Below are 19,862 nucleotides of genomic sequence, written 5' to 3' on the forward strand. Positions count from 1 at the left end.
GGTTATATATGAAGTTTAGAGTATCAAAGGAAGTATTTGAAAAGTTTGATAATGTTTGTTTTGGTGTTATAGTAGCAAAGGGGATTGATAACACAGTAGAAGTAAATAAGATTATAGAATTTTTAAATAAATCAATTCAAGAATGTGAAAATAAATTTAAGGATACTAAAATTAAGGAATTAGATGAAATATTATATTATAGAGATGCATTTAATAAGTTAGGAATCAATCCAAATAAATTTATGAGTTCTATTGAAGCAATGCTTACGAGGGTATCTAAAGGGAAGGGACTACCTAATATAAGTCCTATCGTAGATTTAGGAAACTCAGTTTCTCTAACACACATGGTTCCACTTGGAGCACATGATATTGATACATTAAATGGAGATATTGAAGTGAGATTCTCTCAAAAAGGTGATAATTTTATTCCATTGGGATGTGAAGAAGCAGAAGTATTAGAAGAAGGAGAATTAATTTATTCAGCAGGAGATAATGTAAGAACAAGAAGATGGATATGGAGACAAAGTGAGCAAGGAAAGATTACTAATGAAAGTAAGAATATATTTTTCCCGATAGATGGATTTAAAGATAAAAACTATGATAATGTAATTTCAGCAAGAGATGAATTAGCAGCTTTATTAAAAGATATATTTTCTTGTGATGTAGAGGTAGGATTTATAGACAATAACAATACGGAATTTAAAATAGATTAAATGATAATTACAGTATAAAATTAAATAAAATACGGAAAGGCACCTATCAAAAGATAGGTGCCTTTATTTGGGCTAGCGTATACTTATACATATGTACAAGTTCCCACTAGATAATAGTATAATAGAAAATATACTTTATGTAAATAAAATTTATAAAAATAATTAAACTTAATGCTATTACTAACTAAGATTAGTTAATTTTAAAAGGGGGAACATTTATGAAAAAAAGAGTTGCAGTAATGTGTGTTTCAAAAAAGTCTAATGAATTTTACTCAGATTATCTAGAAGCTATATTTGCAAAAACTATAGACTTTTTTCATTATAGCCTAGATGAAAATGGATTTGAAAATATGATAAAAGCAGATCTTTATTTAGTTTGCTCAACATCATCTAATGTTTTTGAGTATTCTATGTCTTGTATACCAGAAAATAGCAACGTAGTAATATCAAGTATAACGTTCAAAAAAAATAGCATTAAAAAAGTAAAACAAATACCAAAAGATTCAAATGTTTTAATGGTTAATCTAAGTAAAAATATGGCTATGGAAGCTATATCAACATTAAATCGTATAGGCATTAATGATATAAATTTTATTCCATTAGGGCCAATCGATAATATGAAAGATATTAATGAATATAAAGATATAAAAATAGCTGTAACATGTGGAGAAAGTAGATATATTCCTGATTTCGTAGAGGAGGTTATTGATTTAGGAGGAAGAGTTTTTACAGAGAGAGTTTTAGTTGAAATGATTTTAAAGCTTGATATATCAGAAATAATGGGTACTAAACCATTTAAGTCTTATATACAAGAACTTGCGGAAAGAGATTATGGAATCGATGAATTAAGCAGAAAGGTATCGAATATAGAACTTAAATTTGATTTAGTTTTAGATTCAATAGATATTGGAGTAATTGGTATAGATGTTAATAATAGAATATTTGAGTTTAACAAAGCAGCAGAAAATATATTACATATGAAAAAAGATGATGCTCTAGGTAAGACTACAGATGAGTCGCTACCATTTATGCCTCTGAATGTGTATAAGGATAATTTACTAACAAATGATGTTAAGCTTATAACTATAAAAGGTGTTTTAATTTCCTTAAGAACAACTTCAATTGTAGAAAATGAAAATTTTAAAGGATACTTCGCTATTATAGAAAGATTTAAAGACGAAGAGGACAAGCAAAGAAAGCTAAGACTTCAATTATTAAATAGAGGACATAAGGCAAAGTATACATTTGATGATATAAAAGGTAATTGCCCTATATTAAAAAAGGTAAAACAAATTGCAGAAAAGATGTCTAAATCAAATGCATCTATATTGATATACGGAGAAAGTGGAACAGGAAAAGAATTATTCGCACATGCAATACATAATGCATCGCCTAGAAGTGATATGCCTTTTGTAGCTATAAACTGTGCCGCATTACCAGAAAATCTTTTAGAAAGTGAATTATTTGGATATGAAGAAGGAGCATTTACTGGTGCAAAGAAAGGTGGAAAAGCTGGTTTATTTGAATATGCTCATACAGGAACTTTATTTCTAGATGAAATAGAAAATATGAGTCAAAGTTTACAGGTTAAGTTATTAAGGGTATTGCAAGAAAAAGAAGTCATCAGGATTGGTAGTGAAAAAATTATTAATATAGATGTTAAGATAATTGCAGCAAGCAATGAAAATATAAAAGATATGGTTGAACAAGGAAAATTCAGAAAAGATTTATATTATAGAATAAATGCTTTACCTATTAATATTCCACCACTTAGGGATAGAAAAGATGATGTTTTATTGATTACAGATGAAATAAAAAAAAGTATAGGGACTTCCTTTGAATTATCTGATGAGGTAAAAAATATATTTATAAACTATGAATGGGAAGGAAACATAAGAGAATTAAGAAATGTAATAGAATATTTAGCTTATGTAGATAAGCCTTTTATAAATATAGAAGACTTACCCGCTACGTTTTTGGAGGAAATTAATTTTAATGAAATTTCTTATGCTAGAAATTATGATAACACACTTTTAATGGAGATACTTCCAAGTGAAAAATTAGAAAAGTATATGTATGTCTTAAAAACACTTTATAATGCTAAAAAAGAAAATATTTCATTAGGAAGAAAAAATATTTCTGAATTATCTAAAAATAGTGAGTGTCATTTGTCAGAACAAGAAGTAAGAACTATAATCTCATATTTATCAAAAAAGCAACTAGTTGTAGTATCAAGAGGTAGAAAAGGGACAGAGTTAACCTTAAAAGGGGTCGAAATGGTTGAAAAAAAGGTTCAAATGGATAATAAATAGGTTATAAATCAACCTATTTATTATATTACATCGATTAAGAGATAAAAAATATATGAAAGAAATAACCGTAGATAGTAGATTCTAGAGATTATATAAAAAATAAATGAAAAATATAAAGTTGGCATTATATTTGCTTATGTATATTGGTAAATAATTAAAGCTTATATTGTTATAAAATGAGTCTCAACATTAATCAATATAGGTAAATTATAATCAATAGGATAACGATTTCAGAAGGGGGATTAAACATGAATGAAAAAAAGATAACAAAACAATACGGTGCAATTGCATTCTTACCACTTATTATATTTTTAGCATTATACATAGGTAGTGGACTTTATTTTACATTTACAGGAGCTGAAGATGCATTTAAACAATTTCCAAGACACGTAGCACTTATGATTGGTATAGGTATTGCTTTACTTATGAATAGAACAATGAAGTTAGATGAGAAAATAGAAGTTTTCTCAAAAAATGCGGGTAATTCAGGGGTTATGCTTATAGGATTGATTTATTTACTTGCTGGAGGATTTCAAGGTGCAGCGCGTTCTATGGGCGGAGTTGATAGTGTTGTAAATATGGGACTTTCTTTCATACCTCCTGCACTACTTATTCCAGGTGTATTTGCAATGAGTAGTTTTATAGCTACATCTATAGGAACTTCAATGGGGACTGTAGCAGCAATGGCACCAATAGCTATAGGTGTTGCCGCAAAAGCAGATTTAAATGTGGCAATAGCATGTGCCGCTGTAATAGGAGGAGCTTACTTTGGAGACAATTTATCTATTATATCAGATACAACTATTTCTGCAACCAAAGGTGTTGGATGTGAAATGAAGGATAAGTTTAAGATGAACTTCTTTATAGCACTTCCAGCAGCATTAATTACAATGGGAATATACGCATTTATAGGTGGATCTGGTCAAATAGAAGGCGATTTATCATATAGCATAATTAAAATCGTACCATACATTGTAGTTCTTATAACTGCTATGATGGGATTCAATGTTGTGGGTGTATTGATTATAGGAATTATAATGAGTGGAGCTATAGGATTAGCAACTAACTCAATAAATTTTTTAGGATTTATTCAAGCAGTAGGAACTGGAATGGAAGAAATGATGAGTATTACTATACTTGCAATATTAGTTTCTGGATTAATAGGACTTGTTAAGCATTATGGTGGTATAGATTGGCTAATTGAAAAAATAACATCTAGTATAAAAGACAGAAAAGGAGCAGAATATGGAATTGGTCTGCTTGCTGGATTACTTTCAATGTCTCTTGTAAATAACACAATAGCGATAATAATATCTGCTCCAATAGCTAAAGAAATAGGTTTTAAATTTAATATTTCACCAAAAAGACTTGCTAGTTTATTAGATATATTTGCTTGTGCATTACTTTCAATCTGTCCACATGATGGTGCTATGTTAATAACAACTGGACTTGCAGGAATATCTCCAATTGAAGTGTTACAATATGCGTTCTATCCAATTCTTCTGATATTATCAACAGTTATAACAATCCAATTTGGATTATTAAGAACAAAAGAAGAAAAAGAATATATAAAAGCATCAAAAGTAAGTTAGTAAAAATTTATATAGTTATAAATAATACAGGCAATAGAATTAGGGGGAATTAAAATGAAGTATAATTTTGATAAAACAGTAAATAGAATAAATAATAACTCAGCTAAGTGGAATGAGATGGAAAAAAACTTTGGTAAAGATGATTTACTTCCAATGTGGATAGCTGATATGGATTTTGAAACAGCTCCAGAAATATTAGAAGAAATGAAAAATAAATTAGATCAAAAAATATTTGGATATGTATCAAGACCAGATTCATATTATCAAAGTGCAATAGATTGGTCAAAAAAAAGATATAACTATGACATAGAACCTGCATCAATAGTACATTCACCTGGAGTAATACCAACTATATCTATACTATTGAAAAATTTTGCTAAAGATACAGATAAAATAATGATACAGACGCCTGTATATCCACCTTTTGCAGGTACTGTTAAAAATAGTAACAAAACATTAGTAGAAAATAAACTTATACAAGATGACAATGGAAATTGGAAAATTGACTTTAAAGATTTTGAGGATAAAGCTAAGGATGAAAACTTAAAGTGGTTTATATTATGTAACCCTCATAATCCAGTAGGAAGAGTATGGAAAAAAGAAGAACTAAAAAAGATAGCAGATATATGCTTAAAGTATGATGTAAGAGTTATATCTGATGAAATATGGAGAGACCTAGTTTATAAAGGACATGAGTTTACAGCATTTGCATCACTATCTAAAGAAGTAGAAAATATTACAATAACTTGTTTTTCAGCAACAAAAACATTTAACTTAGCTGGTTTACAAGCGTCATTTGCAGTATTTCCAAGAAAGGACGAATTAGATTTATTTGATTCTAAACTTGGAGCTCTAGATATAAAAAGAAATAATCCATTTAGTTTAGTAGCTATGGAAGCTGCATTTAATAAAGGCGAAGAATGGTTAAATGAACTTGTAGAGTACTTAGAAGGTAATGTTAATTTTGTTATAGACTATGTAGAAAAGAATATACCAAAAGTGAAAATAGTTAAACCAGAAGGAACATATTTAGTGTGGTTTGATTTTAGAGAATTAAATTTAAGCAACGAAGAGATATCAAAAGCACTTATTAAGGAAGGAAAAGTTGCTTTAAATAATGGAACATCATTTGGAGATGTAGGTTCTGAGTTCTTTAGAATGAATATAGCTTGCCCAAGATATATGGTACAAGATGCAATTAAGAGAGTAGATAAAGCTGTTAAAGCACTTGAAAAAGATTTAGCTTTAATATAGTTGAAGTTAATATATGTATGAATTAAAAGGGTCCTTGAATAAGGGCCTTTTTTATTGATAGAGTTGTTAAAATTAAATAAATATATGTTAAAAATGTATAAAATACTTTATTGAAATTACAATATTATATCTATTATTAAAAAAATATAACATAAGAATCTCTTAATATATAAATGAAAAGGTCGATAATATAATGTAAGAATCTAAAAAAGCATTAAGATAAATTAATATATAAGGAGGAACAAAAGATTATGTCTGGTTTAATTTTTTTAATACTAGGTTTTGTATTTTTAATAGTAGGTTTCTTAGGTGAAGGTGGTCATGCAGCAGCACTTATATCATGGACTTCTTTTGTAATTGTTTTTGGAGGAACTTTTGGTTCTTTAGGAACATCTTTTACTCTGAAGCAGATAAAAAATATAGGTAGAGTACTACGTGTAGCATTTACTAGAAAGTCAACAGATTTAGTAGAGTTAATTGTTTATTTTAATCACGTATTAGATAAAGCAAAAAAAGAAGGTTTCTTAAGTCTTGAATCTGAAATAGAAGAAAATGAAAATATGGATCCATTCATGAAAAAGGGACTTCAGTTAGTAGTGGATGGAGTACACCCGGATTATATCCGAAATATGTTAGAAATCGAATCAGAAATGAGTTTTAAGAGACATAAAACTTATGCATCTATGTTTGAATCAGCTGGAGGAACAGCACCTACTATGGGGATTGTAGGTACTGTACTAGGATTAGTACATGTTCTTGGAGGATTAGCTAAGGCAGATATGAACGCATTAGGTGCTAGTATATCAGCTGCTTTCTTAGCTACACTTTATGGACTTGGTAGCGCAAACTTAATATTTCTTCCAATAGCAACTAGGCTTAAAAATTTAGCAAAAGATGAACAATTGCAAAAAGAAATTATAATCGAAGCTTTATCATTAGTACAAGAAAAAGTAAGTTCAACTAATTTAACAGATACACTTAAAAGTTTCTTAGATAGAAAAGATCAAGCTAAGTTGGACTCTAGATATCTTGAGAATTTAAATAAGGAGGGTGCTGACGTTGCATAAAAGGAAAAAACATGAGGAAGAAGAAGAGCATCAAAATCATGAACGTTGGCTACTTTCATATGCAGATTTTATAACATTATTAATGATTTTCTTTATAATAATGTATGCTATGAGTACTTTAGATCAAAAGAAATATGAGAAATTAACAACTGCTTTAAATCAAGCTATGGGTGATGGTACTGCTATTGCAGATACTGGCAGTAATATGGGCGGAGAAACAGGTAATGGATTATCTGAAGATGCTAAATTAAAAAAAGTAAAAGAAAATTTAGATAAATATTTAAAAGAAAATAATTTATCTGCAAGTGTTAGTACAACTATAGAAAAAAGAGGATTAGTTTTAAGTTTTAAAGATTCTTTATTCTTTGATAGTGGGAAAGCCGAAATAAGGCCAGAACAAATTGATAAGCTAATTACAATAAGTAAAATTATAAATCAGTCTATCATAAGTGATAGTTATATAAGAATCGAAGGCCATACTGATTCTGTTCCTATGCATAATGAGATATTTAAATCAAACTGGGATTTATCGGTAATGAGAGCTAGTAATGTAGCTCAAATTTTAATTGATAAAGCAGGCATAAATCCAGAACGATTATCTGCAACAGGATATGGAGAATATAGACCAAAGGTTGATAATAGCACCGCAGAAGGTAAGTCAACTAATAGAAGAGTAGATATAATAATTATGAACTCTCAATTTAATGAAGTTGAAAATAATAAAAAATAGAATATATAGTATTAACTAAAGACCAAGTAGAATATAAATTCAACTTGGTTTTTTACAATAAAAAATAATTTATAGAAAAGGTTCTAAATTGGAAAATTATTCAACACTGCTATATAATATTAATAGTATATAAAATGAAGGGGCAAAATAATATTATATTGAAAGGAAGTATTATAAAGTTGGATACTAAAGGTGTAATGCAGAGATATAAGATAAAAACACACCTAAACAGTGTTACATCCGAATCCGTGCATCTAGGGGTGTTTCTTGCAATTGTTGGCGGTTTTTTGGATGCATACACATTTGTAGGAAGAGGTGGTGTTTTTGCAAATGCTCAGACTGGGAATATTGTATTAGTGGGTATAGAAATTTCCAAAGGTGATTTTGCGCAAGCATTAATGTATGTTCCACCTATCTTAGCTTTTGTATTAGGCGTAGTAGTTACTGAAATAATAAAAAAAAGGTCACCATTAATTTTAATAAGGGACTCAGCACGTGTAATATTAATTATTGAAATCATATTACTTTTTATAATAGGCTTTTTACCTAATACTATTTCAGATAGTTTTGTTAATGTTGTAATTTCATTTGTATCTTCAGTACAAATATGTACATTTCGTAAATTAGTTGACTCTCCATATAGTACAACAATGACTACTGGTAATTTAAGAACTGCTTCATATGAAGCATATATTGCGATAACCAAAAAAAATCGTGAATCAGCTATAAGGTCTCTTCGATATTTCACAATTATTTTTTCGTTTTTATTTGGGGCTTTTGTAGGGGGGAGAGCAACTATATATATAGGAAACAAATCAATATGGATTGCTGCCTTTATATTAATTTTTTCTCTTATATTATTTAGTATAGATGAAAAAATATGTAGCTCTGTATAAGTTTACTTTTATATTGAAATTTATAAAACATATTACTTAAATAAAAAGAGTATATATTTTTAGAATTATACTCTTTTTGTTTGCCTATATTATAAAAATTAGTTATTTTTATTAGAATTGGTATAATTATTATGTTTAAATTAGTTAAAAAAGTATATTAATTATAATAAGTAATAATTAAATAAAAATTAAAATCAATGATAAATAGGAAGGCATGTTATGGAAGAAACAAAAATTATTCAAATGATAAAAAACAATCCTAATATTATATCGACAATAGACAATCCAACTGATGAGATGAAACTATTGGCTATAAGTAAAAATGGACTTGTATTAGAATATATAGATAATCCAACAGAAGAAATGAAAAACTTAGCTATAGAAAATAATGCTAGAGCTATTAAATATATAAAAAATCCAACAGAAGAAATGATGTTAAAGTCTATAAGTGGTGGATGGAGTATTTTAGAGTATATTAAAAACCCAACGGATAAGGTAATAAAGTTAGCTCTAAATAAATCGGGATGGGCTATTCAATACGTGAAAAATCCAAATGAAGAGTTACAACTATTAGCAGTAACAAATAACTATGATGCAATAAAATATATAAAAGAACCATGTGAAAGTGTTCAACAACAAGCTATAAAGATAAGCTATGATGCATTAAGATATATAAAATCGCCTAAGTTTAGCACACAACTTGAAGCTGTTAAAGAGAATGAAGCAGCTATAAGCTTTATAAATGATTTAGATAAAGCTAAAATAGAAGAATTTTTAAAGGTAAATATATTAGCTGTTAAATACGTTTCTAAAAAGATAACAAAAGAAGAATTGGAAGATGTATTAAAACAAGTACTATCAAAGGAAGATATAGAAGAAAAATATGTTAGAGATTATTTAAATTGTAGTACTATAGATAGGAAAAATAACACTATAACAATGGACAAAGTAATGTTTATTTATAAGTACGGAAGTAAAAAAGCTAAAAAAATAGCGGTAGACGAAAAACTAAAGATGATATAGGAGAGAATGATATGAATTTTATAGATACATTAAAGAGTGTTGACTTAGTATTATCAACGGGGGAAGTACCACTAGTAGTTGGACAGAGTGGAATCGGAAAAACTGCTTTAGCTAAAAAACTTGCTAAAGATAATAATTGGAGTTTAATTGTTGTTGATGGAAATTTACTTAAAGAAGGTGAAATAGGTGGTCTTCCAACTATAGAATCTTATGTAGGCATTAACTCTAATGGTAGTAAAATCGAAAAGAAGACAACAGTTTATGCTGTTCATAATAAATTAAAAGAAATCGATGAAGAAATATCTAAAGGAAACACAGTTTTATTATTTATAGATGAGATAAATCGTTGTGAACATACAGTTCAACAGGAACTTATGAATTTAATATTAAACAGGGAAATCAATGGATATAAACTAAGTGAAGATGTAAAAATATTAGCGGCAATGAATCCATCAAGCAAATATGGATCAGATTTTGATTATCAAGTTGTTGATATGGATGCAGCTCAAGAAAATAGATTTGTATGGTTAAATATGGAGCCGGATTATACTCAATGGCTAAATTGGGCTATAAGTGCAGGTATAGAACAAAAAGTTGTAGAGTTTATATCGACTTTCCCAGAATACTTACACAAAATAAATGAAGGGGATGTATCTGCAACTCCAAGAAGTTATGAAAGAGTCTCTAAAAGCTACAAAGTTTATAAAAATCAAAAAGATTCAATACCAAGATCCATATTTTTAAATGTGCTAAAAGGTAATGTTGGAAAAGTTATTGCAGAGGAATTTATAAGTTTTGCTGAATCAGATGCCAGTCCATTAATATCTTATGAAGATGTATTTTTAGGTGAAACATTAAGTGATACTATAATAGAGAAAGTAAAAAATGAAGGTCACACAAGACTTTATTTATCAGCAACAAATATTTTAAAGGTTTTAGAATCGAATATTAAAAATGATATTAATAACTCAAATTATTATATAAATAGATTTATCGAATTTTTAAAACTATATCCTGTAGATTTAATGGTAGGTATTATGAAGGATATTAAAAATAATTATACTCAAGTCTACAGATTAGCTATAGAGAATGAAGATTTTGTAGAAGCATATTTTCAAACTTATAGCTTAATAAGAGGATAATATTATGGAAAATTATTTTGAAAAACAAACAAAATATCTTTACGATAAAGCTAATGACGTGGTAAGTTCATATTCTATGCTAAAAGCTAATAGAGCTGGCGAAAAGCTTGAAATAGAGATACCACAAGATTTTAAAAATGAATTTTTTCATCTAGTAGATAAAGTTAATTTAAGTCTTATGGAAGAAAAGGATAATTTTTTTGGATATTTTTTATTTCAAATGGCAAGAGATATAAGATTTGATATAAGCAGTCCAACGGCTATAAACTTTAAAGGAGCAAAATATATTATATATTTTAATCCTCTAATTTTTCTAAATCTTAATATCAGGCAAATGGAAAGTACAATTAAACATGAAATTTTACATGTAGTTTCGATGCATCTAGTAAGAGCAAAAGAAATAAAAGGTAGATATAGCACCTTAGCAATTAATATGGCTATGGATATAGTAGTAAATAAATATTTAAATAATCTGCCACCATATGCAACTACATTAGAACAAGTAAATCTAGATTACTCTTTAAAGCTGGAGCCATATGAAACTTTTGAATATTATTTAGAAAAAATTCAAACAGAATTAGATTTAATGGAACCAGATGATGAAGGTGTAGAGGATGATAGCAATAATAATGGAGATATAGAGACTGAGTATAGTCCAGAAAAAACGCATGACATATGGGAAGATTCTAATGAAATAGATGAAAATACTCTTAAACAATTTACAGAAAAATTTATTGATAGTGCTCAGAAGGGGAATATTCCATCTTACTTAGATAAATTGATATCACAACTTAAAAACAGTAAGGGAGAATTGCCTTGGAACTTGTATCTAAAAAGGCTAATGGGAACTATTGAAAGTAACAAAAAGAAGACTATAACAAGAAGAAATAGAAGACAGCCGAACAGACTAGATTTAAGAGGGGAACTTAGAGGTCATAAAGCACAAATAGCAGTTGCTATTGATATAAGTGGAAGTATTAGTGATGAAGAATTTAAACAAGCAATTAAAGAAGTACTTACTATAGTTAAAAACTACAATCAAGAGATTACGATTATAGAATGTGATGATGAAATTAGACGTGTATATAAAGTAAAGTCAGTAAAAGATGTAAAAGATAGAATCAACATAAGAGGAGCAACTAAATTTACTCCTGTTTTAGAATATGCGAATAATAAAAAATTTAATTTATTAGTATATTTTACAGATGGTAAGGGAGAACATAATTTAAAAATAAAGCCTAAAGGGTATAAAATTTTATGGGTGATTTCTGGAAGAGGAGATAAGCTTTCATTAAATGAGCCTTATGGAGCAGTTAAAAAACTTAGTAAAGTTGAAATAAAAGAAGAGACAATAGATATGAGTGATGTTAGAGATGATGGATATTCAATGAATAATCAAGCACCAATTTTTTAATTATTTAGCCTTAGAAGATTAATATAATTCATAGATATTATTAAAATAAAAAACACATTGATAAAATTATCAATGTGTTTTTTATTTTTTCAAGTAATGATACTATTAGATTATTTATTGTTTTGCATAATTTTTATAAAAGTTTTTGGTGCATATCCAGTTTCTTTTTTAAAGCTTGAATAAAAAGATGATACACTTCCAAATCCACATTCAAATGCACTTTCAATAATTTTTGAACCTTCGAGTAACATAAGTTTGGCTTTTTCAACTCTAACGAAACGTAAGTATTGAGTTATTGTCTTTCCATAATAATTTAAAAAAATCTTGTTTAGATGATTTTTATTAACACCAAGAGTTTGTATTTGTTTTTCAAGATCATCTGTATTGCTAAAATACATGTCTATTAAGTTTTTGGTTTTATATACTATATCCTCAGATGGATTAAATTGTAAAAGATCAGGGCGACACCTTTTACAAGGTCTATAACCTGCATCTATAGCTTCTTGCTTTGTATTGAAAAAAGTTACATTATTTCTTAATGGAGTTTTTGATTTACATGATGGTTTACAGAAAATTTTTGTTGTTTTTACTGCATAAAAAAATTTACCATCACTACTTATATCATTTTCAATGACACAGTTCCATTTTTCTTCAGATGTCATAGTATTAATGCACTTCAATATATTCTTGTAGTTGTTCATGCCATTGAACAGTATCATATACCTGAGGTTCAGTTGATTCATTCATTAAAAGATCTATTAAATATCTAGGTTTTTTACCTCCAATATGCATTGATTTTATACAAGAAACACAATATACACAAACATCATCACAAGGCATAGAATTAGCTCTTTCATTCATTTTCTTGTGTATAGTTTCTAATGGAAGATTAGGATAAAGGCTATCTCCACAACATATTGATCGTGTTCCATAAAATTCAGTTTCAATAACTTCTATATTCATTTTTTTTAATAAACTACGTACAGCTTTATGAACTTCTGATTTTTCTCTTATAGGACAAGCATCTTGAACAGAAACCTTTAGTCCATTATAATCTGGATAATCAAATCCATCTAAACCATCTAGTATCTCCCATATAGATATTGTTGATATACCCTCATATAAACTTCTAAATCTTCTATCACATCCAGCACATACATTTATAATTAATGATTCTGGTTCAAGCTGAGGATCATGTTGACAGCAGATTTTATGAAGCTTAACATCTCCATAGTTTTCATTTAAAAATTTCAAGATACGATTTTCCATATCTGGTTTGTAAATACTTAGAGCACAACCTGGATTAAAATATACTTTTTTCATAATGTGTTTTCTCCTATGCAAAATTAAATTTTATATGATTTATTTTTCCTATATTTCATTTTAACATTAGATAAATTTAAAAATCTTCTTGATTTTAAACTTTTAATTTTTTATCACCATTGTTTTATTAATTTGAATATATGGTATAATTCCTTTAAGCATGAATACGTTATTATACAATTTTACTAAGGAGTTGCTTATTTTGAGAAAAGACAATTTGAAGTTGGATAAAATAATTGATTTTGAGAAATGGAATAAGCTACAGGACTCAATTGCATTGGTAACTAAAACAGCAATTATTACTGTAGACTATAAAGGTAATCCTATGACTATGCATAGTGAATGCCAAAAATTTTGTGCTATAGTAAGAAAAGATAAAGAAATGGCAAAGTACTGTCAAAAGTGCGATTCAAGAGGTGGATTAGAGGCAGCACGTATAAATAAACCGTATATATATTTATGTCACTATAATATAGTAGATATAGCTATACCAATAATTGTTGATGATAAATATATTGGAGCTATAATGGCAGGACAAATAAAGTTATCAGATATTAATGCAGATAATACATTAGAGCAAATAGTTTCAGAGCCAAATAAAGATATTAAAATAAAGATATTACAAGATTTAAAAGAAGAATATGATAATTTACCAGTATTATCTTTTGATGAAGTAGAAAATATAGCTAATATGCTTTTTGATTTATGTAACTATTTAGTTGAAGAAGCACTTGATAAGAACTTAGCTTTAGAGATGAAAGATGTTATAAATCTAAATGATTATAAAATGACTAAAGAAATTTTCTCTGGTCATAAAACAAAAAGTATCGAAAATATAAAAAAAGAAATGTCTAACTTTATTATAAATTCTTATGTAGAGGATAAGTCCTTTAATGATAATAATGTTTCTATAAGTAGAACTTTAAAACCTGCGATAGATTATATTTATAGTAATAAAAGTGAGAATATATCAGTAAAAGATATGGCAGATCTTTGTCATATAAGCCAAAGTTATTTTAGTAGACTATTTGTAAAGGAAATGGGTGAGAAGTTCTCTATATATATGTCAAAATTAAAAATACAGTGGTCAAAAAAATTTTTAGAGGAAACTGACATACCAGTAACCCAAATAAGTGAGGAACTTGGCTTTAATGAACCTGGATATTTTATAAAAATGTTTAAAAAGTACGAAGGCGTTACACCTTCCATCTATAGAAAATATTATAAGAAATAATAAATAAGTCCTGATAAAATTTTATTGGGACTTTTTTATATAATATTGTGAAAAATATTTCAAAAAGTAGGAAATTTACAATTGTCTGAAAAAATGTCATAAAAATACGATTAAAAATTGTGATTTTATGACATTTTAGTCTAATGCAATTTTATGAAAACGATATTATAATAATCCTATGAAAAATAATTAATTAAAACAATAAAAACAATTAACTAAAACATGGAGGGAAATAAAATGAGAAAAGCGTTTATATGTCCAACAAAATATGTACAAGGTGAAGATGAATTATTAAACTTAGGATATTTCGTAAAAACTTTTGGAAAGTCGGCATTACTTATAGCTCATAATGATGATGTTTTACGTGTAAAAGATAAATTAGATAAGACTGCAGAAAAATTTGATATAACATTTGTCGAAAGTGGATTTAAAGGGGAATGTTCGAGAGAAGAAGTAGCAAGACTTCAACAATTAGCAAAAGAAAATAAATGTTCATGTACAATAGGTCTTGGTGGAGGAAAGGCTATCGATACAGCAAAATGTGTTGCAGAAGGAGATAACTTAATAATAGTTCCAACGATAGCAGCAACTGATGCACCAACAAGTCATTCAGCTGTTTTATATACAGAAGATGGATCATTTGATGACTATGCATATTATAAGCAAAGTCCAAGCGTTGTACTTATAGATACAACAGTTATAGCAAAAGCACCAACTCGTTTCTTAGTTTCAGGTATGGGAGATGCTTTATCTACATATTTTGAAGCAAGAGCAACTTCAAATTCATACTCAAATGTAAATGCAGGATTACCATGTGGTTATAGAGAAGGATTATGTCCACCAGCAAAAGGAACTAATACAGCTTTAGCACTTGCTAAATTATGTTATGAAACACTTATAAATGATGGGGCAAAAGCAAAAGCAGCTTCAGATTGTAATTTAGTAACGCCAGCATTAGAAAATATAATAGAAGCAAATATACTTTTATCAGGATTAGGTTTTGAAAGTGGGGGATTAGCAGGAGCTCATGCTATTCATGATGGATTAACAATATTAGAAGGAACACATAAATATTTCCATGGAGAAAAAGTAGCATTTGGAACAATAGCTCAATTAATATTAGAAAATGCTCCTGAAGAAGAATTATATGAAGTACTAGATTTCTGCTTAGAAGTAGGTTTACCAGTATGTTTATCTGATATAGGTGTAGATGAAATAACTGATGAAGAACTTTTAGAAGTTGGTAGAAAAGCATGTATAGAAGAAGAATCAGTACATTCTATGCCATTCCCAATAACAGTAGAAGGTGTATGTGCAGCTATAATTACAGCAGATAAAATAGGAAAGAACTACAAGATGAGCAGAGGTGAATAGTATGAAAAAAATAATTAATAAAGCTGAAAATGTAGTAATGGAAATGTGCAACGGAATAGCTATGGCACATCCAGAGTTAGAATTTGTAAAAAAATACAAGGTAATGAAGAAAAAGAATATAGATAAAAATAAGGTTAGTTTAATAAGTGGTGGAGGTAGTGGTCATGAGCCTGCACATGCTGGATTTATAGGTAACGGAATGTTAGATGCAGCAGTATGTGGTGATGTATTCGCATCTCCCTCTCAAATACAAGTTTATCAAGCTATTAAAGCTACAGCTAGTGAAAAAGGTACTTTACTAGTAATAAAAAATTATAGTGGAGATATGATGAACTTTAAAAATGCTGCACATTTAGCTAGTGAAGATGGAATTAAAGTAGATTATGTAAAAGTAGATGATGATATAGCAGTAGAAGATAGTTTATATACTGTAGGTAGAAGAGGTGTAGCTGGTACAGTTTTAGTACATAAAATAGCAGGAGCTGCAGCTCAAAGAGGAATGTCGTTAGAGGAAGTAAAAACAGTAGCTCAAAAGGCTATAGATAATGTTAGAAGTTTAGGATTTGGATTAACATCATGTACAGTTCCTGCAAAGGGAACACCAACTTTTGATATAGCAGAAGATGAAATGGAATTTGGAGTAGGTATACATGGTGAGCCTGGAATAAAAAGAGAAAAAATAGCTACAGCAGATGAACTTTCAAAAAGAATAGTGGAAGCTATAGTTAATGATATGAAGTTAAACACAGAATCTAATGAAGAAGTTGCATTACTTATAAATGGATTTGGGTCAACACCATTACAAGAGTTATACTTATTAAATAATTCTGTGGTAAGTGAAATAGCAAAAAGAAATATAAAAATATGCAGAATATTTGTTGGAAACTATATGACAAGTATAGATATGGCGGGTGCATCTGTATCAATTATGAAACTAGATGATGAGCTTAAAGAATTATTAAATGATAAGAGTGATACTCCAGCATTTAAAGTAGATGGACCTGTTGAAGAAGTGAAATACACAGAATTAGAAAATAATGATAAAGAAGAACAAGTATCATACAATGTTGAAACTGATGAAAAATTTGCTAAGATAAACAATGAAAAATTAAGCTTAGAAAATATGATATACATAGTAGACAAAATGAGTGAAGTTATAATCAAAAACGAAGTTCCATTTTGTGAATTAGACTCTCATGCTGGAGATGGAGATTTTGGTATGAGTGTTGCTAAAGGATTTAAACAATTAAAGAGAGAATGGAAAGAAATATTATCAACTGAAAATCTGAATATTGGTAAATTTTTAGAATTATGCTCTATGGTTATAATGGAGCATTGTGGAGGTGCTTCAGGTCCAATATGGGGATCAGCATTTAGAGCAGCTGGAAAATCAGTTGAAGATAAGATGGAATTAAATATAGTAGATTTTGCTAATATGTTACAAGCTTCGGTTAATGGAATACAAGCAACAGGAGAGCGTTCATTTGGTAGAGGTGCAGTAGTGGGAGACAAAACACTAATAGATGCATTAGTTCCATGTGCAGATTCTTGGACAAGTAGTGCTAGTCAAAATGATAATTTTGAAGTTGCTTTTGAAAAGGGTGCTAAAGAAGCTGTAAAAGGTGCTAAATCAACAGAAGATATAGTTGCTCGTATGGGAAGAGCGGGTACTGTTGGAGATAGAAGTTTAGGATATCCAGATGCAGGAGCACATGGTTTAGGTGTTATATTCACTGAAATATCAAACTCTATAAATATATAATTATATAAAAAAACTCAAGGTGTATATTTAATAACGCCTTGAGTTTTTTGTTATTTCCAAGAAATTTGAGCATCTTTTCTCGGAGTAGTTCTTTGATATTTAACGCTAGGATATCCAACAACCATACAAGTTACAATTTTTTGATTTTCTTCTAAGCCTAAGAATTCCATGATTTTTTTGTTACCTTCAGCAGCTTTTGTGAAAAATCCACTGAAGAATGTACCAAGCCCTAATGCATTAGTCATAAGTTCCATATTTGAAGAAGCTAAACTAGCATTTATAGGATTATCAGAAACTACAAGAATTACAGCTGGAGCATTAAAGAATAAATTATCTCTACCAGTTGGGTTTGATTTGAACTCTTCATACATTCTTACCCACATCTGTGCATATCTTTTATATTTCATTGTTTCTGGTGTTAAGTTATCAAGCATGTATTTACCCATGTTACTTAGTCTTTCTAAAGACATTTCTTTAAGCTCTTCCACGTTATCTTTAACTACTACATAAGATACATCTTGTGAATTTGTTGCTGTTTGAGTAAATCTACCAGCTTCTATAATTTTAGTAAGTTTTTCAACTTCTACATCTTGCTTTTTAAAATGTCTTACACTTCTTCTAAATTTAATAAAGTTTAATAAATTATCAGGATCAATAGAGAAATCATCACTATTATAGTTTTTTACTTCGTCCATATCATAGTCATCAGTTGATACTGCATTTTTAGGACAAATTGCTATACAGTGGCCACATTTAAAACAAGCAACATTATTAATTTTAGCTTTTCCATCTATAAGCTCGATATCTCTTACAATACAATCCTTAACACATAAAGAACAACCTATACAAAGGTCTTTATTAACTTTCATCATAACTAATACTCCTTTTATTTTTATTTATATATTAGATTTTAATTTCTATTTCTGTAATTTAATAAATTTGATATACTAATAAGTAAAATTCATAATTAAATGTAAAAATATTTATTGTGAATGATAGTAATTATAGCACCTTTGTAAAAAAGATGTCTAATTGAAAAAAATCATAGATCGATAACTTTTAGTTATAGTTTTATTTTATAAATAGGAGGATACAATGAATTTACAGCAACTAGAATATTTTAAAGTAATAGCTGAAACTGAAAATTTTACTACAGCATCTAAGTTACTACTAGTTACTCAACCGGCATTAAGTAAATCAATATCAAAGCTAGAAGAAGAATTAAATGTTCCTTTATTTGAAAAAAGAGGAAGAAATGTTAAATTAACTAGATATGGAAAAATATTTTTAGTTCATGCAGAGAGAGCATTACTTGAAATTGGAAAGGGAATAAAAGAATTAGATGAGATGGCTAGTGAGAATATAGATAAAATATCTATATCATCTACATCTAGAGTAGGAGCTTATTTTATGAATTTTATAATTAGTGATTTTCTAAATGAGAATCCTAATACAAAATTCCAGTTTAACCAACAATCTATAATGGAAATAATAGATGATTTAAATAATAGAAAAATTGATATTGGTTTTTATGATAACCATACGGAAGCAATTTTAGATAGTAGCATAGAGTGTATTCCAATAAAAAAAGAAGAATATATACTCATAGTTCCCAAAAATCATGTTTTAGCAGATAGAAAAATTATATCATTAAAGGAACTAGAAAATGAGTCATTTATTGCATTTTGTGAAAGTAGTAAAGATAAGATTCTTTCTTATAAAGACATGTTAGGTTATACTCCTAAAATATCAATTGAGCCTAAAGGCGCAAATATAGGAAGTGCAGTTGAGGGGCTAGTTTCTGCCGGAGCAGGTATATCTATAGTACCAAATTCCCCAACTATTAATACAAATTTATTATCAAAAATAAGCATAAAGGAACCTATTAAAGAAAGAGTAATATATATGAGTTTTTTAAAAAGTGAATATGTATCTCCTATAATAAAGTTATTTAGAGATTATATATTAAAACATATTGATAATAATTAGATGATGATAATATATAAAATATAAAAATAATAAGGAG

The 19,862-nt window shown here is 28.4% G+C and carries 17 protein-coding genes; 14 read left to right on the forward strand and 3 right to left on the reverse strand.

What is annotated here, in order from left to right; translation table 11 throughout:
* The first annotated feature begins 8 nt into the window (after positions 1–8).
* The 10 genes from BLP75_RS13990 (at position 9) to BLP75_RS14035 (ending at position 12,143) form a co-directional block, all read left to right on the forward strand.
* On the forward strand, positions 9–713 hold the full coding sequence (locus BLP75_RS13990; protein WP_092727161.1) for a B3/B4 domain-containing protein: 705 nt from the start codon (positions 9–11) through the stop codon (positions 711–713).
* A gap of 218 nt (positions 714–931) precedes the next feature.
* Positions 932–3,025: a sigma-54 interaction domain-containing protein gene (locus BLP75_RS13995; protein WP_092727162.1), complete on the forward strand. Its 2,094-nt coding sequence runs from the start codon at positions 932–934 to the stop codon at positions 3,023–3,025.
* A gap of 248 nt (positions 3,026–3,273) precedes the next feature.
* On the forward strand, positions 3,274–4,617 hold the full coding sequence (locus BLP75_RS14000) for a Na+/H+ antiporter NhaC family protein (RefSeq protein ID WP_092727163.1): 1,344 nt from the start codon (positions 3,274–3,276) through the stop codon (positions 4,615–4,617).
* Positions 4,618–4,671: 54 nt separating this feature from the next.
* Positions 4,672–5,871, forward strand: coding sequence for a MalY/PatB family protein (locus tag BLP75_RS14005; RefSeq protein ID WP_092727164.1), 1,200 nt, complete (start codon positions 4,672–4,674; stop codon positions 5,869–5,871).
* Between the two features lie 251 nt (positions 5,872–6,122).
* Complete coding sequence (locus BLP75_RS14010; RefSeq protein ID WP_092727165.1) at positions 6,123–6,938, forward strand: motility protein A; 816 nt, start codon at positions 6,123–6,125, stop codon at positions 6,936–6,938.
* Complete coding sequence (locus tag BLP75_RS14015) at positions 6,931–7,668, forward strand: flagellar motor protein MotB (RefSeq protein ID WP_092727166.1); 738 nt, start codon at positions 6,931–6,933, stop codon at positions 7,666–7,668. The genes BLP75_RS14010 and BLP75_RS14015 overlap by 8 nt, the downstream gene beginning before the upstream one ends.
* Positions 7,669–7,865: 197 nt before the next feature.
* Positions 7,866–8,564 (forward strand): YoaK family protein, encoded by a 699-nt coding sequence (locus BLP75_RS14020; protein WP_092727225.1) that lies wholly within the window; start codon positions 7,866–7,868, stop codon positions 8,562–8,564.
* A 219-nt stretch (positions 8,565–8,783) separates the two neighbouring features.
* Positions 8,784–9,587, forward strand: a complete 804-nt coding sequence (locus tag BLP75_RS14025; RefSeq protein ID WP_092727167.1) for a hypothetical protein — start codon at positions 8,784–8,786, stop codon at positions 9,585–9,587.
* A gap of 11 nt (positions 9,588–9,598) precedes the next feature.
* The gene (locus BLP75_RS14030) at positions 9,599–10,729 is read left to right on the forward strand and encodes an ATP-binding protein (RefSeq protein WP_092727168.1); all 1,131 of its coding nucleotides are present in this window, start codon (positions 9,599–9,601) and stop codon (positions 10,727–10,729) included.
* 4 nt (positions 10,730–10,733) lie between these two features.
* Positions 10,734–12,143 (forward strand): vWA domain-containing protein, encoded by a 1,410-nt coding sequence (locus BLP75_RS14035; protein WP_092727169.1) that lies wholly within the window; start codon positions 10,734–10,736, stop codon positions 12,141–12,143.
* 110 nt (positions 12,144–12,253) lie between these two features.
* Here the strand turns inward: BLP75_RS14035 and BLP75_RS14040 are convergent, their stop codons facing one another.
* Both BLP75_RS14040 and BLP75_RS14045 read right to left on the reverse strand, forming a co-directional pair.
* Positions 12,254–12,805: a bifunctional transcriptional activator/DNA repair enzyme AdaA gene (locus tag BLP75_RS14040; RefSeq protein WP_092727170.1), complete on the reverse strand. Its 552-nt coding sequence runs from the start codon at positions 12,803–12,805 to the stop codon at positions 12,254–12,256.
* A 4-nt stretch (positions 12,806–12,809) separates the two neighbouring features.
* Positions 12,810–13,466, reverse strand: coding sequence for a (Fe-S)-binding protein (locus BLP75_RS14045; protein ID WP_092727171.1), 657 nt, complete (start codon positions 13,464–13,466; stop codon positions 12,810–12,812).
* 202 nt (positions 13,467–13,668) lie between these two features.
* Between BLP75_RS14045 and BLP75_RS14050 the strand changes: the two genes are divergently transcribed.
* From BLP75_RS14050 to dhaK, 3 genes are all read left to right on the forward strand, one after another.
* A complete protein-coding gene (locus BLP75_RS14050) occupies positions 13,669–14,700 on the forward strand; it encodes a PocR ligand-binding domain-containing protein (RefSeq protein ID WP_092727172.1) in 1,032 nt (343 codons plus the stop codon).
* A 237-nt stretch (positions 14,701–14,937) separates the two neighbouring features.
* Positions 14,938–16,074 carry a glycerol dehydrogenase gene (locus BLP75_RS14055; protein WP_092727173.1) on the forward strand — a complete coding sequence of 379 codons (1,137 nt, stop codon included), beginning with the start codon at positions 14,938–14,940 and terminating at the stop codon, positions 16,072–16,074.
* A gap of 1 nt (position 16,075) precedes the next feature.
* On the forward strand, positions 16,076–17,836 hold the full coding sequence (dhaK, locus tag BLP75_RS14060) for a dihydroxyacetone kinase subunit DhaK (protein ID WP_092727174.1): 1,761 nt from the start codon (positions 16,076–16,078) through the stop codon (positions 17,834–17,836).
* A 50-nt stretch (positions 17,837–17,886) separates the two neighbouring features.
* Here dhaK and BLP75_RS14065 read toward each other — a convergent pair whose 3' ends face one another.
* Positions 17,887–18,708, reverse strand: coding sequence for a nitroreductase family protein (locus tag BLP75_RS14065; RefSeq protein ID WP_092727175.1), 822 nt, complete (start codon positions 18,706–18,708; stop codon positions 17,887–17,889).
* Positions 18,709–18,931: 223 nt separating this feature from the next.
* Between BLP75_RS14065 and BLP75_RS14070 the strand changes: the two genes are divergently transcribed.
* The gene (locus BLP75_RS14070; RefSeq protein WP_092727176.1) at positions 18,932–19,825 is read left to right on the forward strand and encodes a LysR family transcriptional regulator; all 894 of its coding nucleotides are present in this window, start codon (positions 18,932–18,934) and stop codon (positions 19,823–19,825) included.
* Positions 19,826–19,862 lie beyond the last annotated feature (37 nt).

This window comes from Romboutsia lituseburensis DSM 797 (assembly GCF_900103615.1).
GTDB lineage: Bacteria > Bacillota > Clostridia > Peptostreptococcales > Peptostreptococcaceae > Romboutsia_F > Romboutsia_F lituseburensis.